We start from the raw sequence: 16,947 nt of genomic DNA, 5'->3' as shown, positions 1-16,947 counted from the left end.
CCTGCTATCTCCGGGAGTCCAAGCAATGATCAAGGTCAACGTGATGTACCCGTACACGGAAGGCGCGCGCTTCGACCACACCTACTATCGCGACCAGCATATGCCACTGGTGAAGGCCAGACTGGGCGACGCCTGCGCCTACTACACCGTGGAAAAAGGTCTGACGGGCGGCGCGCCCGGCACCTCTCCCGCCTTCGTCGCCATGTGCGCATTCTTCTGCGAGTCGTTCGAAGCCTACGAGGCCGCCATACGCGAACACCGCGCAGAGATTCTGGCCGACATTGCCAGGTACACCGACATCGCGCCCGTACGCCAGGTCAGCGAGGTCGTCGTCGAACGCTCGGATCGCTGAACGGATCGCTGAACGTATCGTTGAACGTATCGTTGAACGTATCGTTGAACGTATCGGTGCGTGTCCGACGCAAGGTCGACTCAGGATTCATTCCAATATCATCCATGGAGCTACGCCACCTCAGGTACTTCATCGCCGTCGCCGAGGCCGGAAGTTTTCGGGTCGCAGCCGAGCGCATCCACATCACGCAACCCGCGATCACCCGACAGATTCACGACCTCGAAGCCGAAGTGGGCGTTGCGCTCTTCGAACGCAGTTCGACGGGCGTGGCCCTGACACCGGCCGGTGAGCATATGCTCAAGGACGCCCGGGCCGTGCTCGGCAAGCTCGAAGACTCGATACGCGCGGCCCGCCATATCGGGGCGGGACTTGCCGGAAGTCTTCGGGTCGGCTTTGTCGAGAACGTCAGTTGGGACGGTGTCGTGCCCACGGCGTTTGCGCGTTTTCAGGCGCAGGCCCCAGACCTGCAACTGCAATTGGTGCCGGCTAATTCGCCCGAACAACTTCGGCAGATCGAAGCCGATACGCTCGACGGCGGCTTCGTCTATGCGTTCGACGCTTTACCCGCCGGACTTCGTCTGCTGCCGCTGCAACACCGGCATGCCGTACTAGCGGTGCCGAAGCAGTGGGGCTGGCCGGAGGATCGGCGCGTGGCCGCGAGGTCGCTGCGTGAGAAGCGCTTCGTCTTGTTTCCTCGTCAAACCTATCCCGCTTACTACGACTACCTCATTCGCTGTTGCCATCGCGCGGGACTCACCCTCGACATCGTCCAGGAAGTCACCACGGAAGCGGCGATTCTCTCGCTCGTGTCCGCTGGCATTGGCGCGGCCATCGTCAATGCCAGCAACCGGAGTCGTCCACCCGACAGAGTGACCTTCCTGGATTTCGCCGATCTGAAGGTCAAGATTCCGCTAGGGTTTGCCTACGCCCCGAAAAATCGCAACCCGGCGCTCCTGCGTTTTCTCGAACTGCTTGAAGCGCTTAGCGCCGAAATGCCGAAAAGCTGACGCATTGACGCATTGACGCATGACGCATGACGCACGACGCGTAACGTCAGTCAGCCAGCCGCGCTGACATCCCGCGATGCCTAAAAGGCATCGACGACAAAGAAATCGGCATTGGCGCGTTTCTTTGTGCGTGTCCATCATGGAGTTCAGCAAAACGAACTCGACGATGGAGACGAACATGAGCTCGCAGCAATCGCGCATCACGACAAGCATCGACTTCGAGCGGGAGGGCTTTCAGACCGGTACGCTCAGAGTGCCGCACTCGGTCGATCGCTCGGGGTATGGTCATATCCCCATTCCGGTGGCCGTGCTCAAGCAGGGCAACGGACCCACCCTTCTGCTCACGGGCGGTAACCACGGCGACGAATACGAAGGGCCTGTGGCCTTGATGAAACTGCTTGGACGACTTCCCGGCATGCAGATCAACGGGCGCATCATCGTTGTGCCGGGCCTGAATTTCCCGGCGTATCTCGCAGGCAGGCGCACGAGCCCCATCGATGGCGCGAACATGAACCGGGTGTTTCCGGGCAAGCGCGACGGCACGATCACCGAGATGATCGCGCATTACGTCGACACGGAGCTGTTTCCGCGCGCCGACGTCATCTTCGACATTCACTCGGGCGGCCAGTCGTTCGATCACTTGCCGACGCTGCTCGTCTATCCGCCACAGGACCCGGGCACCCGTCGTCGCTACCTCGAACTCGTCGAGGCGTTTGCCGCGCCGAACGCCATGATCATGGATCTGCTCGGCGAGGACAGAACGTATGCCGCCGCCGTGGAGCGGCGAGGCAAGCTGTTCCTGTGTGGCGAGTTCGGCGGCTTCGGCACGTGTAATCCGAAGAACCTCCCCATCGTCGAAGGCGGTCTGGACCGGTTGCTTCAGGTGTTGGGCATCACGTCGGCGCCGTCACTCGACTTGCCGGGCGCGACCACGCGCTACTTGCAGGTGAACGGAGAACAACACTACGTGTTCACGTCGGTCGGCGGCGTCTTCGAACCGGCCGTGTCGCTGGGCGACGAGGTCCGTCAGGGCGATGTCGCCGCACGTGTCTTCAACCCGCATGCACCGTGGGCCGCACCGCACGAGTTGCGCTTCGCAGGCAGCGGGCGCGTCGTGTGTCTGCGCTCCTTCGCAGGTGTCGAACCGGGCGACTGTATCGCGGTGCTGGCAGCACCTGCGGACGTGCGCTGAGACAGGAGCGAACCGTGTCCATGACCACGCCGTTGATCGGCGAATCGAATCAGGACGGCCTGTATCGCAAGATATCGCTGCGCCTGTTGCCATTCCTCACCCTGTGCTACATGTTCGCCTTTCTCGACCGCATCAATGTCGGGTTCGCGAAATTGCAGATGCAGTCCAGCCTGGGCCTGTCGGATGCGGCCTACGGTTTCGGCGCAGGCATCTTCTTCATCGGCTATGTGCTATTTGAAATTCCCAGCAATCTGCTGTTGCCCAGGATCGGCGCGCGCCGCACCATGGCGCGCATCATGGTGTTATGGGGCCTGACCTCGGCGGCCATGATGTTCGTTCGCGACCCCGTCAGCTTCTATGTCCTGCGATTTCTGCTCGGCATGTTCGAAGCGGGTTTCGCGCCCGGCATGATTCTTTACCTCACGTACTGGTATCCCGGTGCGCGCATGGGAAAGACGATGGCGATCGTGATGGCGGCCGGACCGATCGGGGGCCTGATCGGCGGTCCGGTATCCACGATTGCCATGACGATGTTCGAGGGGGCTCACGGCCTTGCCGGGTGGCAATGGATGTTCGTCGTCGAAGGGTTGCCGTGCGTGTTGCTCGGCGTCGTTGCATGGTTCTGGCTCACGGACAAGCCGGAGGACGCGAACTGGCTGAGCGCCGAAGAAAAGGCCATCCTTCGCTCGACGACACCGGGCGTGGCGGGTCACGGCAAGACGTTTCGGGGATTGCTTCGCGCTGTCGCCGATCCGCGTGTGTTGGGATTGGCCGTGAGCAATTTCTGCGTGATTTGCGGCATTTACGCCGTCAGCTTCTGGTTGCCGTCGATTCTCAAGGCCGCAGGGCTGAGCGACACGCGCGCCATCGGCTGGTGGTCGTCGTTGCCGTACATTGCTGCGCTCGTAGCGATGTACGGGTTGTCGCTGAGTTCGGATTTGCGCGGCGAGCGCCGACGCCACTTTGCGCTCGCCAGTCTCGTTGGCGCGATCGCCCTGCTGGCGGCGAGTCGCTATGCTTCGCTGTTCGCGATCGCATTGCCCGCCATCACCGTGGCGACGGCGTCGATGTGGGCGGCTTACACCGTGCTTTGGGCCATCCCCGGCGAGTACATGGCTGCGGACGTGGCGCCCGGCGGCATTGCGTTGGTGAACGTGCTGGGGGTGCTGGGCGGGTTCCTTAGTCCGGTGTTGATCGGGCTGATTACGTCGACGACCGGGCGGCTCGAATCGGGACTGTTGCCGATGGTCGGCCTGATGGTGCTCGGTGCGTGTGTGATGTTGCTCAATCGCTTTCCCCAGTTTTCCCGGAGACTTCGAACATGAATAACGTCAGCCTGACCTTTCGCGTTGGCGATGCCACCGTGACCCGTATTGACGAGACGGCGTTCGCGCTTGCGCCCGACGTGCTGTTTCCCGACTGGAGCGAGCCGGCCGGGCACGCCTTGCAGGCTCACCTGTCGTCGGCGAGCCTGGACCTCGACAACGCGCGTGTGGCACTGCGCACGCACCTGTGGGTCGTCGAAGCGAGCGGCCTGACGATTGTCGTCGACACTGCGATCGGTAACGGAAAAGTCAGACCGTTCAGCCAGCTCTTCGACCGACTGGACAATCCTGTTGCGCAACGCTTCGAAGCGGCGGGGTTTCGGCGCGAGCAGGTCGATTACGTTCTGCTCACGCATCTGCACGTCGATCACGTCGGGTGGAACACCTACTGGCATGAGGGGCGATGGACGCCCTTCTTTCCGAATGCGACCTATGTGTTCACACAACGTGAGCACGACTTTTTCGCCACGCCGGCGGGCGAGGCGCGTCGCATGGTGTTCGACGACAGCGTTGCCCCGCTCATCGAAGCGCAGTGCGCGCGAATGCTGTCCGACGCCGATGCCACCGACGCAGGTTGGCCGTTGATCGACGGGATTCGATTTTTGCCGACGCCGGGGCACAGCGTGGGTCACGCCGCCATTGAGGTCGTCTCGCAAGGACAGATTGCGCTGTTTTCGGGCGACGTCATGCACAGTCCGGTGCAGGTGTACCGACCCGAGTCGAGTTCGAAGTTCTGCCTCGACCCGCATCAGGCACGGGCGTCGCGACAATGGCTGCTCGATTACGCGGCGACGACCGGCGCGACCGTCTTTCCGGCGCATTTCCCCGAGACATCGGCAGGCAAAGTGCGACGCACGGCGAATGGGTGGACGTGGGAATACGTCGAAGGTGAGGGGACGTCCTTGTAGCGCTTGACCCGCTGCGGCAAAATGCGGATTCCTTCGGACGTATTTCTCCGGCTTTGTCGCCCGATGACCGATTCCGCACAGCTTTTCGAACGTCACCGCGCCCGCCTGTATGCGATTGCGTATCGCATGCTGGGGGCTGTTGCCGAAGCGGAAGACGTGGTGCAGGAAGCGTGGCTGCGCTGGCACGGCGTCGATCAGTGCGCGGTGGAAAATCCCGAAGCGTGGCTGGTCACGGCCACGACACGCCTGTCCATCGATCGTCTGCGCGCGGCAAAGACCGAGCGCGAAGCCTATACCGGTGTGTGGCTGCCCGAGCCGATGCTAAGCGCCGAACCGGCGAGCCCCGAGCAACTCCACGAACTGGCCGACGACGTCTCCGTGGCGTTCCTTTTCACGCTGGAGCGACTCTCGCCGGATGCCCGCGCCGCATTCCTGATGCGCGACGTCTTCGATGCCGATTACGAGGACATTGCGCAGACGCTGGAGAAGACCCCGGCGGCCGTGCGCCAACTGGTGACGCGCGCCCGGCAGCAGCTACGCGAAGGCACGCCGCGCCAAGCCGTGCCGCGCGCCACGCTGCATCGCCTGGTGACGACCTTCGCCGACGCGATGCAACGCAGCGATTTTCAAGGCCTGCACGCTCTGCTGAGCGATCAGGCCGAACTCATCGGCGATGGTGGCGGCAAGATCCCGAGCTTTCGCAGTCTCGTGGGCGGCAAACGCCTCGCGCAACTGTTCTACGCCGGGAAACGACGCCACGGCGATGCGATGCGCATTGAAGTGGTGCAAGTCAATGGGCAATGGGCGCTGGTGCGCTACATCGACGGTCGGCTGGAATCCGTTCAGTCCTACGAGACGGACGGCCAACGCCTGACGCGGGTTCTCGTGCAACGCAATCCGGACAAGCTCGCGCGCATCGCTGCCGCCATGGCGCAACGCTGACGGCCATCCGTCGGCGGGCGACGACGTCGTTCGCTCGCAGCGGGCGTTTCACTGATGAGACGCCCATTTTTTTCGCGTTCGATGTCACAGAATGTAATCGCGGGCCGTCTTACGGGTAAGGTCAACCAAACGGGGGCTTTGCCATCATGTCGATTTCCCTTTCACCGCTTTCACCGCATTCACCACTTTCGCCGCTCGCGCCAGCATCGCGCCCTTCGTCCGTCACGTCGTGCGCATCGTCTGAAGCACCCACCTTGGCGGTGCGTCGTCCCGATTCGCTTGCCGACAGCTTTGCAACAAGCTACGCGGGCGTCGTCGCTTTTCTGGCCGTGGCCGCCGAAGGCAACTTTGCCAAGGCCGGCGACCGATTGGGCATCGGGCGTTCGGCGATCAGCCGCAGCGTACAAAAGCTCGAAGCGCAGTTGGGCGTGCGTCTGTTCGTGCGCACAACGCGCAGCACGGCGCTCACGGTCGAGGGGCAGCGCTTTTACGACCAGTGCCATCCTGGCGTCGAGCGCATCGTGCGCGCGCTGGACGACATGCGTGAATTGCGCGAGGGTCCGCCGTCGGGGCCGTTGCACGTGAGCTCGACGGTCAGCTTTGGGCGGCAGGTCGTCGCGCCCCTGCTGGCCGGATTTCGCGAATCCCATCCGCACATCTCGATAGAACTGCGGCTAGGCGACAGCCCCGTCGACCTTGTCAACGAGCGCGTGGACATCGCGTTTCGCAACGGTCGCATGGAAGACAGTCAGGTGATCGCGCGCAAACTGATTCCGATGCGGCGAGTGCTGTGCGCGTCGCCTGCCTATGTCGCGAGATATGGGTTGCCGCAAAGCATCGATGCGCTTGCCGAGCACCGATGTGTGAATCTGCGACTCGCATCGGGGCGACTGCACGAATGGGTATTCCGGTCGGAGGGGGAATGGCGCAAGGTCGTGCCCAACGCCATGCTGACCTTCAACGACGCCGATCTGGTGCTGCAATCGGTGCTCGACGGCCATGGCGTTGCGCAACTGGCCGATTATCAGGTGGTCCGGCATCTGCGCGCCGGTGCGCTGGTCGCCTGCCTGCCGCAGGTGGCGCCCGACGACTACGGCCACTATCTGTGTTTCCTGAGTCGTCGGCATTTGCCCGCCCGGATGCGCGCTTTCATCGACTACATGACCGCGCACATCCGCGCGTTGGACCTGCCTGATGCAATCAGTTGAGATTGGCTTTGTCCAGACCGTACGCCTTGTCCGCCGACCCGGGCTCGGTGCGGAAGCCGACGTTAAGGCGATTCCACCCGTTGATCGTCATGATTGCGAAGCTCAGGTCCGAGATTTCCTTTTCCGACAGTTCGGCGCGAACGGACGCGTAGACATCGTCCGGCACGCCGTGCGGGGGCAGGGTGGTCAGCGCTTCGGTCCACGCGAGGCAGGCGCGCTCACGGGTCGAGAAGAGCGGCGATTCCCGCCAGATCGCCACGTGATGCAGGCGCAGCTCGCGCTCGCCGCCGATCTTGGCCTGCTTCACGTGCATATCCAGACAGAAGCCGCAGCCGTTGATTTGCGAGGCGCGAATCTCGATCAGGTGGAGAATGGACGACTCGATGGTGCCGGACTTGAGCAGCATGCCGATCTCGACGAATTTCTTGAAAAGCTCGGGCGACTGCGCGAACGGGTTCAGACGTTGACTCATGGTGGCTTCCTCGATGATGTGGCCCCGGCCGGTCCGCCGGAGCGACGCAATGGAACGATGCCCCAATCGTAGTCGCGAAGCCGCGCGCGCAGAAGGCATTGCGTCGGGCACACCGTGTTGCCGGAAGGACAACAATGACGTCTGCTCGCTGACGCCCGCTAGTCCCTCACGCCTTTGGCCAACCGTTCTCGAACACGTAATCCTCGACGGCGGCGCGCTCGGCCCAGCCTTCCATCGCCAGCATGGGCGCGTCATAGAATTCGGCGACGTGTCCGAGGCAGAGAATGGCCACCGGCCGGGCGCCGTCGGGCATTTGCAGCAGGCGGGCGACGTCGTCCGGATCGAAAAGCGAAACCCAACCCATGCCGAGGCCTTCGGCGCGGGCGGCGAGCCACAGGTTCTGGATGGCGCACGACACCGAGGCCAGATCCATCTCCGGCATCGTCCTGCGTCCGAAGATGTGACGCTCGCGGCCGTCCATCAGCGCCATCACCACTATCTCGGCGCATTGCTGCATGCCCTCGACCTTGAGCTTCATGAACGCATCGCGGCGCGCACCCAGCGCGTCGGCCGTTTTCAGACGCTCGCGTTCCACCGCGTCGTGCAAGCGCTCGCGAAGCGCAGGCGATGTGATCCGAACGATGCGCCAGGGTTGCATGAAGCCCACGCTCGGGGCGTGATGGGCCGCGTCGAGCAGTCGCGCCAGAACGTGGGGATCGACAGGCGTCGGCACGAAATGACGCATGTCGCGCCGCTCATGGATCGCGCGGTAGACGGCGGCGCGCTCGGATTCGCTAAAAGGCTGTGCCATGAAAGAGGGCGGCAGTGAGCGCCGGGTTCGACGGCCAATAGCCATGCAGATAGGACGCAACGATTGCCCCTTCGCGAAACACCGGTTCGCCCCGCGTTTCGCTGCTCGGGCGCACCGCGTGACACACGGGCGTCATCGGGCTCGTCATGGTCGTGTAGTGGAACGTATGGCCCCGCAGCGTGCCGTGCGGTGTGTCGATCGCCTGCATGCCAAGGCCCGCGAGACGTTTTTGCAGTGTGGCATGTCCGGGCAGAACGCCCAGCATGGGCGTCGAGACGCCCGAGGCATCCGTGAGGCTCTCCAGCAGATACAGCATGCCGCCACATTCGGCGACGATGGGCTTGCCTGAGGACGCGTGTGCACGAAGGCTGTTTGCGCTGACCGTGTTCGCCGCCAGCGTCGCGGCGTGCAGTTCGGGATAGCCGCCCGGCAGGAACACGGCGTCGCATCCAGGCGGCAATGCATCGTTGGCCAATGGCGAAAAATAGGTCACATGCGCGCCGAGCGCCGTCAGCAGACGGATGTTCTCGGGGTAAAGGAACGAGAACGCCGCATCGCGCGCCACCGCAATCCGCTTGCCTTCGAGCCATCTCGGATGTTCGACTGACGGAGGGGCATCGAACGTGAGCGCCGGCGGCAAGTCGGCCAGTGCGGTGCCTGCGAGCGCCTGCGCTGCGGCGGCGATGCGCTCGTCGAGCCGGTCGATTTCATCTGCCTGATGCAAGCCGAGGTGTCGCGCCGGGAACGCCATGTGTTCGGACGTTCCCAGATGCCCCAGCCACCGAAGGTCCGGCGGCATGCCTTCTCGCAACAACTGCGCATGGCGCGACGAGCCAACGTGGTTGGCCAGCACGCCGTACATGGGCAGTCCCGCGCGATAGTGGGCGAGACCCGACGCGATTGCGCCAAACGTTTGCGCCATCGACTTCGCCGAAATGACCGTGACGACAGGCACGCCGAACGTCATCGCGAGGTCCGCACTGCTCGGCGTGCCGTCGAATAATCCCATGACGCCTTCGATGAGGATCAGATCGGCGCTCCGGGCGGCTTGCGCCAGCAGACGTCGGCACTGCGCCTCGCCGACCATCCACAGGTCGAGCGTTTGCACCGGCGCACCGCTCGCCCGTTCGAGAATTTGCGGATCGAGAAAATCGGGGCCGGTCTTGAAGACACGGACCGTGCGCCCCTGCTCGCGATGCAGCCGTGCCAGACCGGCGGTGACCGTGGTCTTGCCCTGACCCGACGCCGGGCCGCTGATGAAGAGCGCGGGGCACGCCATGATCAGAACTCGACGCCCTGCTGGGCCTTCACGCCTTGTTCGCGATACGGGTGCTTCACCAGACGCATCTCGGTGACGAGGTCTGCGGCCTCGATCAGTTCGTCCGGTGCATGACGGCCGGTGACCACCACGTGCTGCATGTCGCCGCGCGCGCGCAGAACGCCCAGCACTTCGTCGAGCGGCAAGTACTCGTACTTCAGCACGGTATTGAGTTCGTCGAGAATCACCATGCGGTAGTTGCCGCTCTCGATCATGTCGACGGCCGTTCGCCAGCCCTTGCGCGCCGTGGCGATGTCCGCGTCGCGGTTCTGCGTATTCCAGGTGTAGCCGTCGCCCATCGTGACGAAGTCGCATTGCGGGTGGCTGCCAAGGAAGTCGCGCTCGGACGTGTGCAGCGCCCCCTTGATGAACTGCACGACACCGATGCGCTGGTCGTGGCCCAGCATGCGCACCGCCATGCCAAACGCGGCTGTGCTCTTGCCCTTGCCGTTACCGGTATGCACGATCAGCAGGCCCTTTTCCGTCGTGGCGGCGGCCTGCTTCTTTTCATGCCCTTCGCGGCGTCGCTGGGTCATGCGCAGATGGGATTCGGTGTCGGTCTTCATCGTGTCGTTACTCCGTGGGCGCCCTGGTGGCGATGGCGACGGTGATGCCGTCGCCGGCGTATTTGCCTGCGAGCAGCGTGCTGCCGGGCGCGGCCAGCAGCGCGCATGGCTCGCATATGGCCTGCACGCCGGTGTGTTCGTGAACCGTGGCCGAGCGTGGCAGCAGAGGATGCTCGTCCAGACAGGCTTCGATCTGTGCGGGGGTGAATCCTGTCAACGCAATGCCGTGTCGCTCGCAGAAGGCCGTGAGCGCCGCGTCCTCGGCTTTCCGGTCGAGCGTGCCGATGACGGCGACATCGTCGAGCGAGTGCGTCCCCAATGCGGCACGCACTGCGGCGTCGATCCGTTCGACGCTCACACCCTGACGAAAGCCGATGCCGAGACTCAGCGGGCGCTCGGCGGCGTGTATGGGCGCTGTGTCGTCGGGCCGCGCCAGCGAGACAACGTCCCCGATCACGATGATCGATGGCGAACCGATGCCGGTCGCGCGGACCGCCGCATGCAGGGTGCGCAGCGTGGCGAGCACCTGCCGCTGAGAGGGCAGTGTTGCCGACTCGATGGCGGCGCAAGGCGTGTGCGGCGGCATACCGGCTTGCAGTAACTGGCGGGCAATGTCTTCGAGACGGCGAATGCCCATGTAGACGACGAGGGTGAGACGTGTGGCGGCGAGGGCCTTCCAGTCGGGCTCGTCCTCACCGGCGCCGTGGCCGGTCACGAAGATCGCGCCCTGGGCCAGTCCCCGGTGCGTGACCGGAATGCCGAGCGTCGTGGGGGCCGCAATCCCCGCCGTGATGCCGTTGATGATCTCGACGGGGATGTTCGCCGCTTGCAAGGCAAGCAGTTCCTCGCCGCCGCGTCCGAAAACGAACGGATCGCCGCCCTTGAGCCGAGCCACGCTGCGACCGGCGCGCAAATGGGTGAGCATCAGCGCAATGATTTCCCGCTGCGGGGTCGACGCGTGTCCGCCGCGCTTGCCGACGTGGACGACCTGCGCGTGCGGGCCGGCCATGTGCAGGACGTCGGGATTGACGAGGTCGTCGACCAGCACGACGTCTGCAACGGCAAGCGCGCGCATCGCCTTGACGGTGATGAGTTCTGCGTCGCCCGGTCCCGCCCCGATCAGCCAGGCACGGCTCATTGCCGACCTCGCGCGCACGAGGGAAACGTCATGCGCGACAGCGATGCCGGCAATGCCACAGATGTCGGCGCGACACCCGGCAGGGGACAGGGACGCGCCGCCGGAAGCGGGCCAGGACGATGACTCATAAGGCGGAACGACGGGGGGAGTGCATGCGTGCTCACGGCAGCCCGTTGCCGAGGCGGCTGCGTGAGCGACGCACGGCAACGTCTCTTAGAGGATGAAAAATTTGGTGGCGAGCATACCACAGGCGTTTGGCCGCTCGCTGCCTTGACGGGGCGGTGTCCGCCACCTACACTCGCGGCTAATCTGGTGCTCGCGCGCACGTTCCTGTGCGCGCAGTTAAACGGGAAACAGGAGGGCGGCGCGACCACGCCTCGGTCGTGCGACGCGACGCTCCAGCCTGTGCTGCCCCCGCAACGGTAAAACGAAGGTGTCGCAGTCATGCGGCGCCAGGCCGTCTTCAACCCCGCACATGTTTCATGTGACATGTGTTTCACGGGGCGAGACCACTGCGCGATAGCCTTCGATGGCGGCGTGGGAAGGTGAAGCGGCCATTTCGTCAGCCCGGATACCGGCCGGAGAAGACGATTGGCACTGCGGGTAGGCGGTGTGCAGTCAAACCCTCAGCTTTGCCACGTGTCCCCCGTTTTCCCGATGCGCCCGCCACCGGTGGCGCCGCCATGCCCTGCCGGGCAGGCAGCACGCCATACCGGTCAGGCATCGGAAGCGGCAGAAGCGTGCAACTACGCTTTGTCTTTTCCATGTCGACTTCCATGCGCAAGATCCCCGTGACCGTGATCACGGGCTTTCTCGGCAGCGGTAAAACCACGCTGCTGCGTCACATCCTGTCCAACAACCATGGCTTGCGCGTTGCCGTCATCGTCAACGAGTTTGGCGAGCTGGGCATCGACGGCGAAATCCTCAAGGGTTGCGGCATCGGCTGCGACGAGAACGGCCAGGAAACCGAAGGCCAGTTGTACGAACTGGCCAATGGCTGCCTTTGCTGCACCGTGCAGGAGGAGTTCTTTCCCGTGATGGAAGCGCTCAACGAGCGACGCGACCAGATCGATCACGTGCTCATCGAGACCTCCGGGCTGGCATTGCCTAAGCCGCTGGTGCAGGCCTTCAACTGGCCTTCGATCCGCAATGGATTCACCGTCGATGCGGTCATCACGGTCGTGGACGGGCCCGCCACCGCCAGCGGGCAATTTGCCGAAAACCCGGACGCCGTCGACGAGCAACGCAAGGCCGACCCGAATCTCGATCATGAATCGCCGCTGCACGAACTCTTCGAAGACCAGTTGAGTGCAGCCGATCTGGTCATCCTCAACAAGACCGATCTGCTCGATGCGGCAGCGCAGGCCAGTGTGACGGCGCTGATTCGCGAGGCACTGCCCGCCCACGTGAAGATCGTGCCCGCGAGCAACGGCAATCTCGACCTGAGCGTGTTGCTCGGGCTGGAATCGGCGTCCGAAGCGACCATCGATCAGCGGCCCGACCATCATGGCTCGGGGCACGACGCCGACCACCATCACGACGAGTTCGACTCGGTCATGGTGTCGGCGCCGCAGGCCGCAGCGCTCGCCCCGTTGACCCGCGACAAGGTCATCGCCGCATTGAGCCAGCTTGTCGAAAATCACACGATCTATCGCGCCAAAGGCTTTGCTGCCTTGCCCGGCGCGCCCATGCGTCTGGTCGTGCAGGGGGTGGGCAAGCGCTTCGACAGCTACTTCGATCGTCACTGGCGCGACGGCGAATCACGCGGCAGTCGCTTTGTGCTGATCGGGGAAGATCTCGATGCCGACGCCCTCCAGCGCGAGTTCGATGTGGCGCTTGGCGTCGTGTCGCCGGCCGCAGTGGCCTGAAGCACCCGGCCCAAACAGGAAGACGCTTCGCATGCACTTGTTACGCACGGTCCCCGGCGGCTTTGTCGACGACGCGGCAGGGGTAATCCGCATCGACCAGCAGCCTGCCGACATCGTCGTGCTCAGCTCGGCCGACACGACCTTGTCGTTGCTGGCGAGCGTGGTGGCGCGGCTCGGTGACGATTTCCCGAGTCTGCGGCTGGCCAATGTCACGTATCTTCGGCAACCGGCGTCCGTCGACTTTTACATCGAGGACGTCTTGCAGCATGCGCGCGTCGTCGTGGTCGATCATCTGGGCGGTGAAGCCTACTGGCCGTACGGAATCGAGCAGATCGTGGCGCTGGCGCAGCGTCGCGCCCAGATGCTCGTGATGTTCTCGGGCGACTTGCAGGAGGACCCGAATCTGACGGCGCTCAGCACCGCCAGCCCCGAGTTCTGCACGCGTTTGTGGCGCTATCTGCGCCAGGGCGGCCCGGCCAACGCCGAGGCGTTCCTGAGGGCCATTGCGTGGCAGGCGCTCGGTTGGGGGGGCGATCCGCCGCTGCCGGTGGCCGTGCCTAATGCCGCGCTTTACCATCCGCGCAGCCATCGACCGACGGTCGCTGACTGGCAGGCATGCTGGCACGCGGGGGCGCCCGTCGTCGCGATTCTCTTTTATCGTGCTCATCTGCAAGCGGCTAACACCGTCGTGTTCGACGCCCTGATCGACGCGCTCATGGCGCGCGGGCTGAACCCGCTGCCGATTGCCATCACATCGCTCAAGGACGCGCTCAGCCGCGATGTCGTAAGCCAGCTCTGCGAGGAGCACGACGTCTCGCTCGTGCTCAACACGACGGCGTTCTCGACGTCGACGCCGGAAGACCCCCGCCAGTCGCAGGTGTTCGGCAGCGACGCACCGGTGCTGCAGGTGATCCTGAGCGGCGGCAACCGCGACGATTGGGTCAAGGACAATCAGGGGCTGAACTCGCGCGATATCGCCATGCACGTCGCGTTGCCCGAGGTCGATGGCCGCATCGTCACCCGGGCGATCAGTTTCAAGGGGCTGGACTATCGGTGCGCGCGCACCGAAGTGGACGTGGTGCGTTATCAGCCAGATCGGGAGCGCGTCGCGTTCGTTGCCGAATTGAGCCGACGCTGGTGCCTGTTACGCACCCAGCCCAACGCGCAAAAACGTCTCGCGCTGGTGCTGGCCAATTACCCGGCGAGCGAAGGTCGTATCGGCAACGGCGTGGGACTCGATACGCCTGCGTCGGTTGTCGAGATCCTGACGCTGTTGCGCGACGAGGGCTACCGGGTCGACGAACTGCCGCCCGACGGCGACGCGCTGATGGCGCGCCTGACGAGCGGCGTGACCAACGACGCCGAGATGCGCGCGCTGCGACCGGCCTTCCAGAGCTATGCGCTCGAGGACTATCTGGCCGCGTTCGCCACGTTGCCTGCGCAAGTGCGCGACGCGCTCAACGAGCGGTGGGGACCGGCCGATCAGGATCCGACGATACGGCACGGTCGTTTCATGATCGCGGGCTGGCGGTGTGCCAACGTGTTCGTCGGCATTCAGCCGTCCCGCTCGCGCGTCGACGGCGACTACGCCAGCTATCACGACGCCGAACTGGTGCCGCCGCACGCCTATCTCGCGTTCTACTTCTGGCTGCGTCATGTGTTCGATGTCGATGCCGTCGTGCACGTGGGCAAACATGGCAGCCTCGAATGGCTGCCCGGCAAGAGCGTGGCGCTGTCCGACAGTTGCTGGCCCGATCTCACCCTTGGCCCGTTGCCGCATCTCTATCCGTTCATCGTCAATGATCCCGGCGAGGGAAGTCAGGCCAAGCGCCGGGCGCAGGCGGTCATCATCGATCACCTGATGCCGCCGCTCACGCGTGCGGAATCGTACGGCCCCATGCAGGATCTGGAGCGTCAGGTCGACGAATACTATGAAGCGCTCCTGGTCGACATGCGCCGCGCGAAATGGCTGCGCAGCACGATCCTCGAGACCATCGTTCGACATCGTCTGCACGAAGAACTCAGCCTCGATGCGCCGAACGGTCCGGACGCCGAGGACGAACTGCTCACGCGTGTCGACACGTGGTTGTGCGAACTCAAGGAGACGCAGATCCGCGACGGTCTGCACATCTTCGGTCGCTCGCCCAAGGGGCGAGAGCGTTGCGACACGCTCCTCGCACTGATGCGTTTCCCGGTGCGCGCCGGGCAGGGGCGTGACGCCAGCCTGATCGACGCGCTGGCGAAAGATTTGCAGATCGACATGCACTTCGATCCCCTCAGGGCCGAATGGTCGGCCCCGTGGGACGGACCGCGTCCGCCGATGCTCGCGTGCGTGAGCGACGCCCCGTGGCGTCATCAGGGCGATACGCGTGAACGACTGGAGTTGCTGGGCGCGAATTTGCTGCAAACGCTGGCAAGCGCAGATGTGGCGTCGCTCGCGGCCATGACGGCGGACCTGCCCGCCACGCGAGACGTGCTGGCGCGTGCCGGCGACGAGGTCCTGCCCGCGCTCGACGCGTGTGGCCGGGAGGAACTGCGTCATCTCAAGCGCGGTCTCGAAGGTCGCTTCGTGCCGCCGGGACCCAGCGGTGCGCCGTCGCGCGGGCGCCCCGACGTATTGCCGACCGGCCGCAATTTCTACTCCGTCGACACGCGTGCGATCCCCACACAGACTGCGTGGGCGCTGGGCGTGAAATCGGCGCGCCAGTTGATCGAGCGGCACATGCAGGATCACGGCGATTATCCGCGCGCCATCGGCCTGTCGGTCTGGGGCACGGCCACGATGCGCACCGGCGGCGACGATATTGCGCAAGCCTTCGCCCTGTTGGGCGTGCGGCCAAAGTGGGCTCCCGGCAGCCATCGCGTGACGGACTTCGACATCCTGCCGCCCGGCGGTATGGAGCGTCCGCGCGTCGACGTCACGCTGCGTGTCTCAGGCTTCTTTCGCGACGCGTTCCCCAATGTCATGCATTTGTTCGATGCCGCCGTGCAGGCCGTGGCCGAACTCGACGAGCCGGAAGACATCAACCCGATTCGCGCGCGCGTCGTGCACGAGCGCGACGCATGGATGGCGCGCGGGTTCGACAGCATCGAGGCCAGGAAGCGGGCCGGCTGGCGCGTTTTCAGTTCGCAGCCGGGCACCTATGGTGCGGGGTTGCAGGAGATGATCGACAACGGCCTGTGGCAGACGGACGAAGATCTCGCGCTGGCGTATGGACAATCCGGCGGCTACGCGTACGCACAGGCCGGCGCAGGCGAGCGGGCGCACGACGTGTTTGCGACGCGTCTGGCGAGCATCGACGTCGTTTTGCAGAATCAGGACAATCGCGAGCACGACATTCTCGACTCGAACGATTACTACCAGTTTCAAGGTGGCATGACAGCGGCCGTGCGGCACTTTTCAGGGCAGCAACCCGCGGTGTACCACGCCGACCATAGCCGTGCGGATGCCCCCCGGGTGCGTCCGCTGACCGAGGAAATCGCGCGCGTGATCCGCGCACGCGTCGTCAACCCGAAATGGCTCGATGGCGTGAAGCGTCACGGCTACAAAGGGGCGGCGGAAATTGCGGCGACGGTCGATTATCTCTTCGGCTACGACGCGACCGCACGCGTGATCTCGGACCATCAATACGGCATGGTGACGGACGCGTGTCTGAACGACGCCGACACGCGCGAATTCATGCAACGCCACAATCCGCACGCGCTGCGCGGCGTGTGCGAGCGGCTGCTCGAAGCGATCGGTCGCGGGCTGTGGCGCTCGCCCGGGGCGTACCGCGAGCAGATCGAACATCATCTCCTGGCCGCCGGGCAGGAAATCGAACGGAGAGCGTCTTGATCCCG

At 64.5% G+C, this 16,947-nt stretch carries 14 protein-coding genes, 1 pseudogene and 1 riboswitch; of the genes and pseudogenes, 9 read left to right on the top strand and 6 right to left on the bottom strand.

The features are described 5' to 3' along the window. Positions 1-25 precede the first annotated feature (25 nt). From UC34_RS18670 to UC34_RS18640, 7 genes are all read left to right on the top strand, one after another. Positions 26-352, top strand: a complete 327-nt coding sequence (locus UC34_RS18670) for an EthD family reductase (protein ID WP_044456742.1) — start codon at positions 26-28, stop codon at positions 350-352. Between the two features lie 104 nt (positions 353-456). Next, positions 457-1,359 (top strand): LysR family transcriptional regulator, encoded by a 903-nt coding sequence (locus UC34_RS18665; protein ID WP_044456741.1) that lies wholly within the window; start codon positions 457-459, stop codon positions 1,357-1,359. 178 nt (positions 1,360-1,537) lie between these two features. Continuing rightward, positions 1,538-2,551 carry a succinylglutamate desuccinylase/aspartoacylase family protein gene (locus UC34_RS18660; protein ID WP_044458390.1) on the top strand — a complete coding sequence of 338 codons (1,014 nt, stop codon included), beginning with the start codon at positions 1,538-1,540 and terminating at the stop codon, positions 2,549-2,551. A gap of 20 nt (positions 2,552-2,571) precedes the next feature. Next, entirely contained in the window at positions 2,572-3,876 is a 1,305-nt protein-coding gene (locus tag UC34_RS18655; protein WP_044456740.1) for an MFS transporter, read from the top strand. Continuing rightward, positions 3,873-4,784, top strand: a complete 912-nt coding sequence (locus UC34_RS18650; RefSeq protein ID WP_044456739.1) for an MBL fold metallo-hydrolase — start codon at positions 3,873-3,875, stop codon at positions 4,782-4,784. The genes UC34_RS18655 and UC34_RS18650 overlap by 4 nt, the downstream gene beginning before the upstream one ends. 63 nt (positions 4,785-4,847) lie before the next feature. Then, positions 4,848-5,726, top strand: coding sequence for an RNA polymerase sigma-70 factor (locus UC34_RS18645; RefSeq protein ID WP_044456738.1), 879 nt, complete (start codon positions 4,848-4,850; stop codon positions 5,724-5,726). A gap of 254 nt (positions 5,727-5,980) precedes the next feature. After that, positions 5,981-6,934 (top strand): LysR family transcriptional regulator, encoded by a 954-nt coding sequence (locus UC34_RS18640; RefSeq protein ID WP_044456737.1) that lies wholly within the window; start codon positions 5,981-5,983, stop codon positions 6,932-6,934. On the opposite strand, the gene UC34_RS18635 is transcribed toward UC34_RS18640, so the two are convergent. The 6 genes and pseudogenes from UC34_RS18635 to cobA form a co-directional block, all read right to left on the bottom strand. Then, positions 6,927-7,406, bottom strand: a complete 480-nt coding sequence (locus UC34_RS18635) for a carboxymuconolactone decarboxylase family protein (protein WP_044456736.1) — start codon at positions 7,404-7,406, stop codon at positions 6,927-6,929. The two genes, UC34_RS18640 and UC34_RS18635, sit on opposite strands and share 8 nt — an antisense overlap. A gap of 166 nt (positions 7,407-7,572) precedes the next feature. Further along, a complete protein-coding gene (gene bluB, locus UC34_RS18630) occupies positions 7,573-8,217 on the bottom strand; it encodes a 5,6-dimethylbenzimidazole synthase (RefSeq protein WP_044456735.1) in 645 nt (214 codons plus the stop codon). After that, positions 8,201-9,499 (bottom strand): cobyrinate a,c-diamide synthase, encoded by a 1,299-nt coding sequence (locus UC34_RS18625; protein WP_044458389.1) that lies wholly within the window; start codon positions 9,497-9,499, stop codon positions 8,201-8,203. The genes bluB and UC34_RS18625 overlap by 17 nt, the downstream gene beginning before the upstream one ends. Next, the gene (gene cobO, locus UC34_RS18620) at positions 9,499-10,101 is read right to left on the bottom strand and encodes a cob(I)yrinic acid a,c-diamide adenosyltransferase (RefSeq protein WP_044456734.1); all 603 of its coding nucleotides are present in this window, start codon (positions 10,099-10,101) and stop codon (positions 9,499-9,501) included. Before cobO ends, UC34_RS18625 begins: the two co-directional genes overlap by 1 nt. Positions 10,102-10,108: 7 nt before the next feature. Further along, positions 10,109-10,432, bottom strand: a complete 324-nt coding sequence (locus tag UC34_RS26140) for a cobalamin biosynthesis protein (RefSeq protein ID WP_335645764.1) — start codon at positions 10,430-10,432, stop codon at positions 10,109-10,111. An 81-nt stretch (positions 10,433-10,513) separates the two neighbouring features. Next, positions 10,514-11,239, bottom strand: a pseudogene (gene cobA / locus UC34_RS26135) (uroporphyrinogen-III C-methyltransferase); the annotation flags it as partial. A 293-nt stretch (positions 11,240-11,532) separates the two neighbouring features. Beyond that, a riboswitch (cobalamin riboswitch) is annotated at positions 11,533-11,836 on the top strand. Positions 11,837-12,003: 167 nt separating this feature from the next. On the opposite strand from cobA, the gene cobW reads away from it, so the two are divergent. After that, positions 12,004-13,107 carry a cobalamin biosynthesis protein CobW gene (cobW, locus tag UC34_RS18610; protein ID WP_044456732.1) on the top strand — a complete coding sequence of 368 codons (1,104 nt, stop codon included), beginning with the start codon at positions 12,004-12,006 and terminating at the stop codon, positions 13,105-13,107. A 31-nt stretch (positions 13,108-13,138) separates the two neighbouring features. Beyond that, a complete protein-coding gene (cobN, locus tag UC34_RS18605) occupies positions 13,139-16,942 on the top strand; it encodes a cobaltochelatase subunit CobN (RefSeq protein WP_044456731.1) in 3,804 nt (1,267 codons plus the stop codon). Positions 16,943-16,947 lie beyond the last annotated feature (5 nt).

This window comes from Pandoraea vervacti, from assembly GCF_000934605.2.
Taxonomy (GTDB): Bacteria; Pseudomonadota; Gammaproteobacteria; order Burkholderiales; family Burkholderiaceae; genus Pandoraea; species Pandoraea vervacti.
The sequence above is the reverse complement of the archived record's forward strand: the minus strand, read 5'-3'. Positions and strand labels throughout refer to the sequence as shown.

What these genes read in the sequence shown, in the direction of transcription:
- cobN (WP_044456731.1), top strand. Translation starts at nt 13,139, where the DNA reads ATGCACTTGTTACGCACGGTCCCCGGCGGCTTTGTCGACGACGCGGCA.
- UC34_RS18635 (WP_044456736.1), bottom strand. Translation starts at nt 7,406, where the DNA reads ATGAGTCAACGTCTGAACCCGTTCGCGCAGTCGCCCGAGCTTTTCAAG.
- UC34_RS18665 (WP_044456741.1), top strand. Translation starts at nt 457, where the DNA reads ATGGAGCTACGCCACCTCAGGTACTTCATCGCCGTCGCCGAGGCCGGA.
- cobW (WP_044456732.1), top strand. Translation starts at nt 12,004, where the DNA reads ATGTCGACTTCCATGCGCAAGATCCCCGTGACCGTGATCACGGGCTTT.
- UC34_RS18645 (WP_044456738.1), top strand. Translation starts at nt 4,848, where the DNA reads ATGACCGATTCCGCACAGCTTTTCGAACGTCACCGCGCCCGCCTGTAT.
- UC34_RS18650 (WP_044456739.1), top strand. Translation starts at nt 3,873, where the DNA reads ATGAATAACGTCAGCCTGACCTTTCGCGTTGGCGATGCCACCGTGACC.
- cobO (WP_044456734.1), bottom strand. Translation starts at nt 10,101, where the DNA reads ATGAAGACCGACACCGAATCCCATCTGCGCATGACCCAGCGACGCCGC.
- UC34_RS18655 (WP_044456740.1), top strand. Translation starts at nt 2,572, where the DNA reads ATGACCACGCCGTTGATCGGCGAATCGAATCAGGACGGCCTGTATCGC.
- UC34_RS18660 (WP_044458390.1), top strand. Translation starts at nt 1,538, where the DNA reads ATGAGCTCGCAGCAATCGCGCATCACGACAAGCATCGACTTCGAGCGG.
- UC34_RS18670 (WP_044456742.1), top strand. Translation starts at nt 26, where the DNA reads ATGATCAAGGTCAACGTGATGTACCCGTACACGGAAGGCGCGCGCTTC.
- bluB (WP_044456735.1), bottom strand. Translation starts at nt 8,217, where the DNA reads ATGGCACAGCCTTTTAGCGAATCCGAGCGCGCCGCCGTCTACCGCGCG.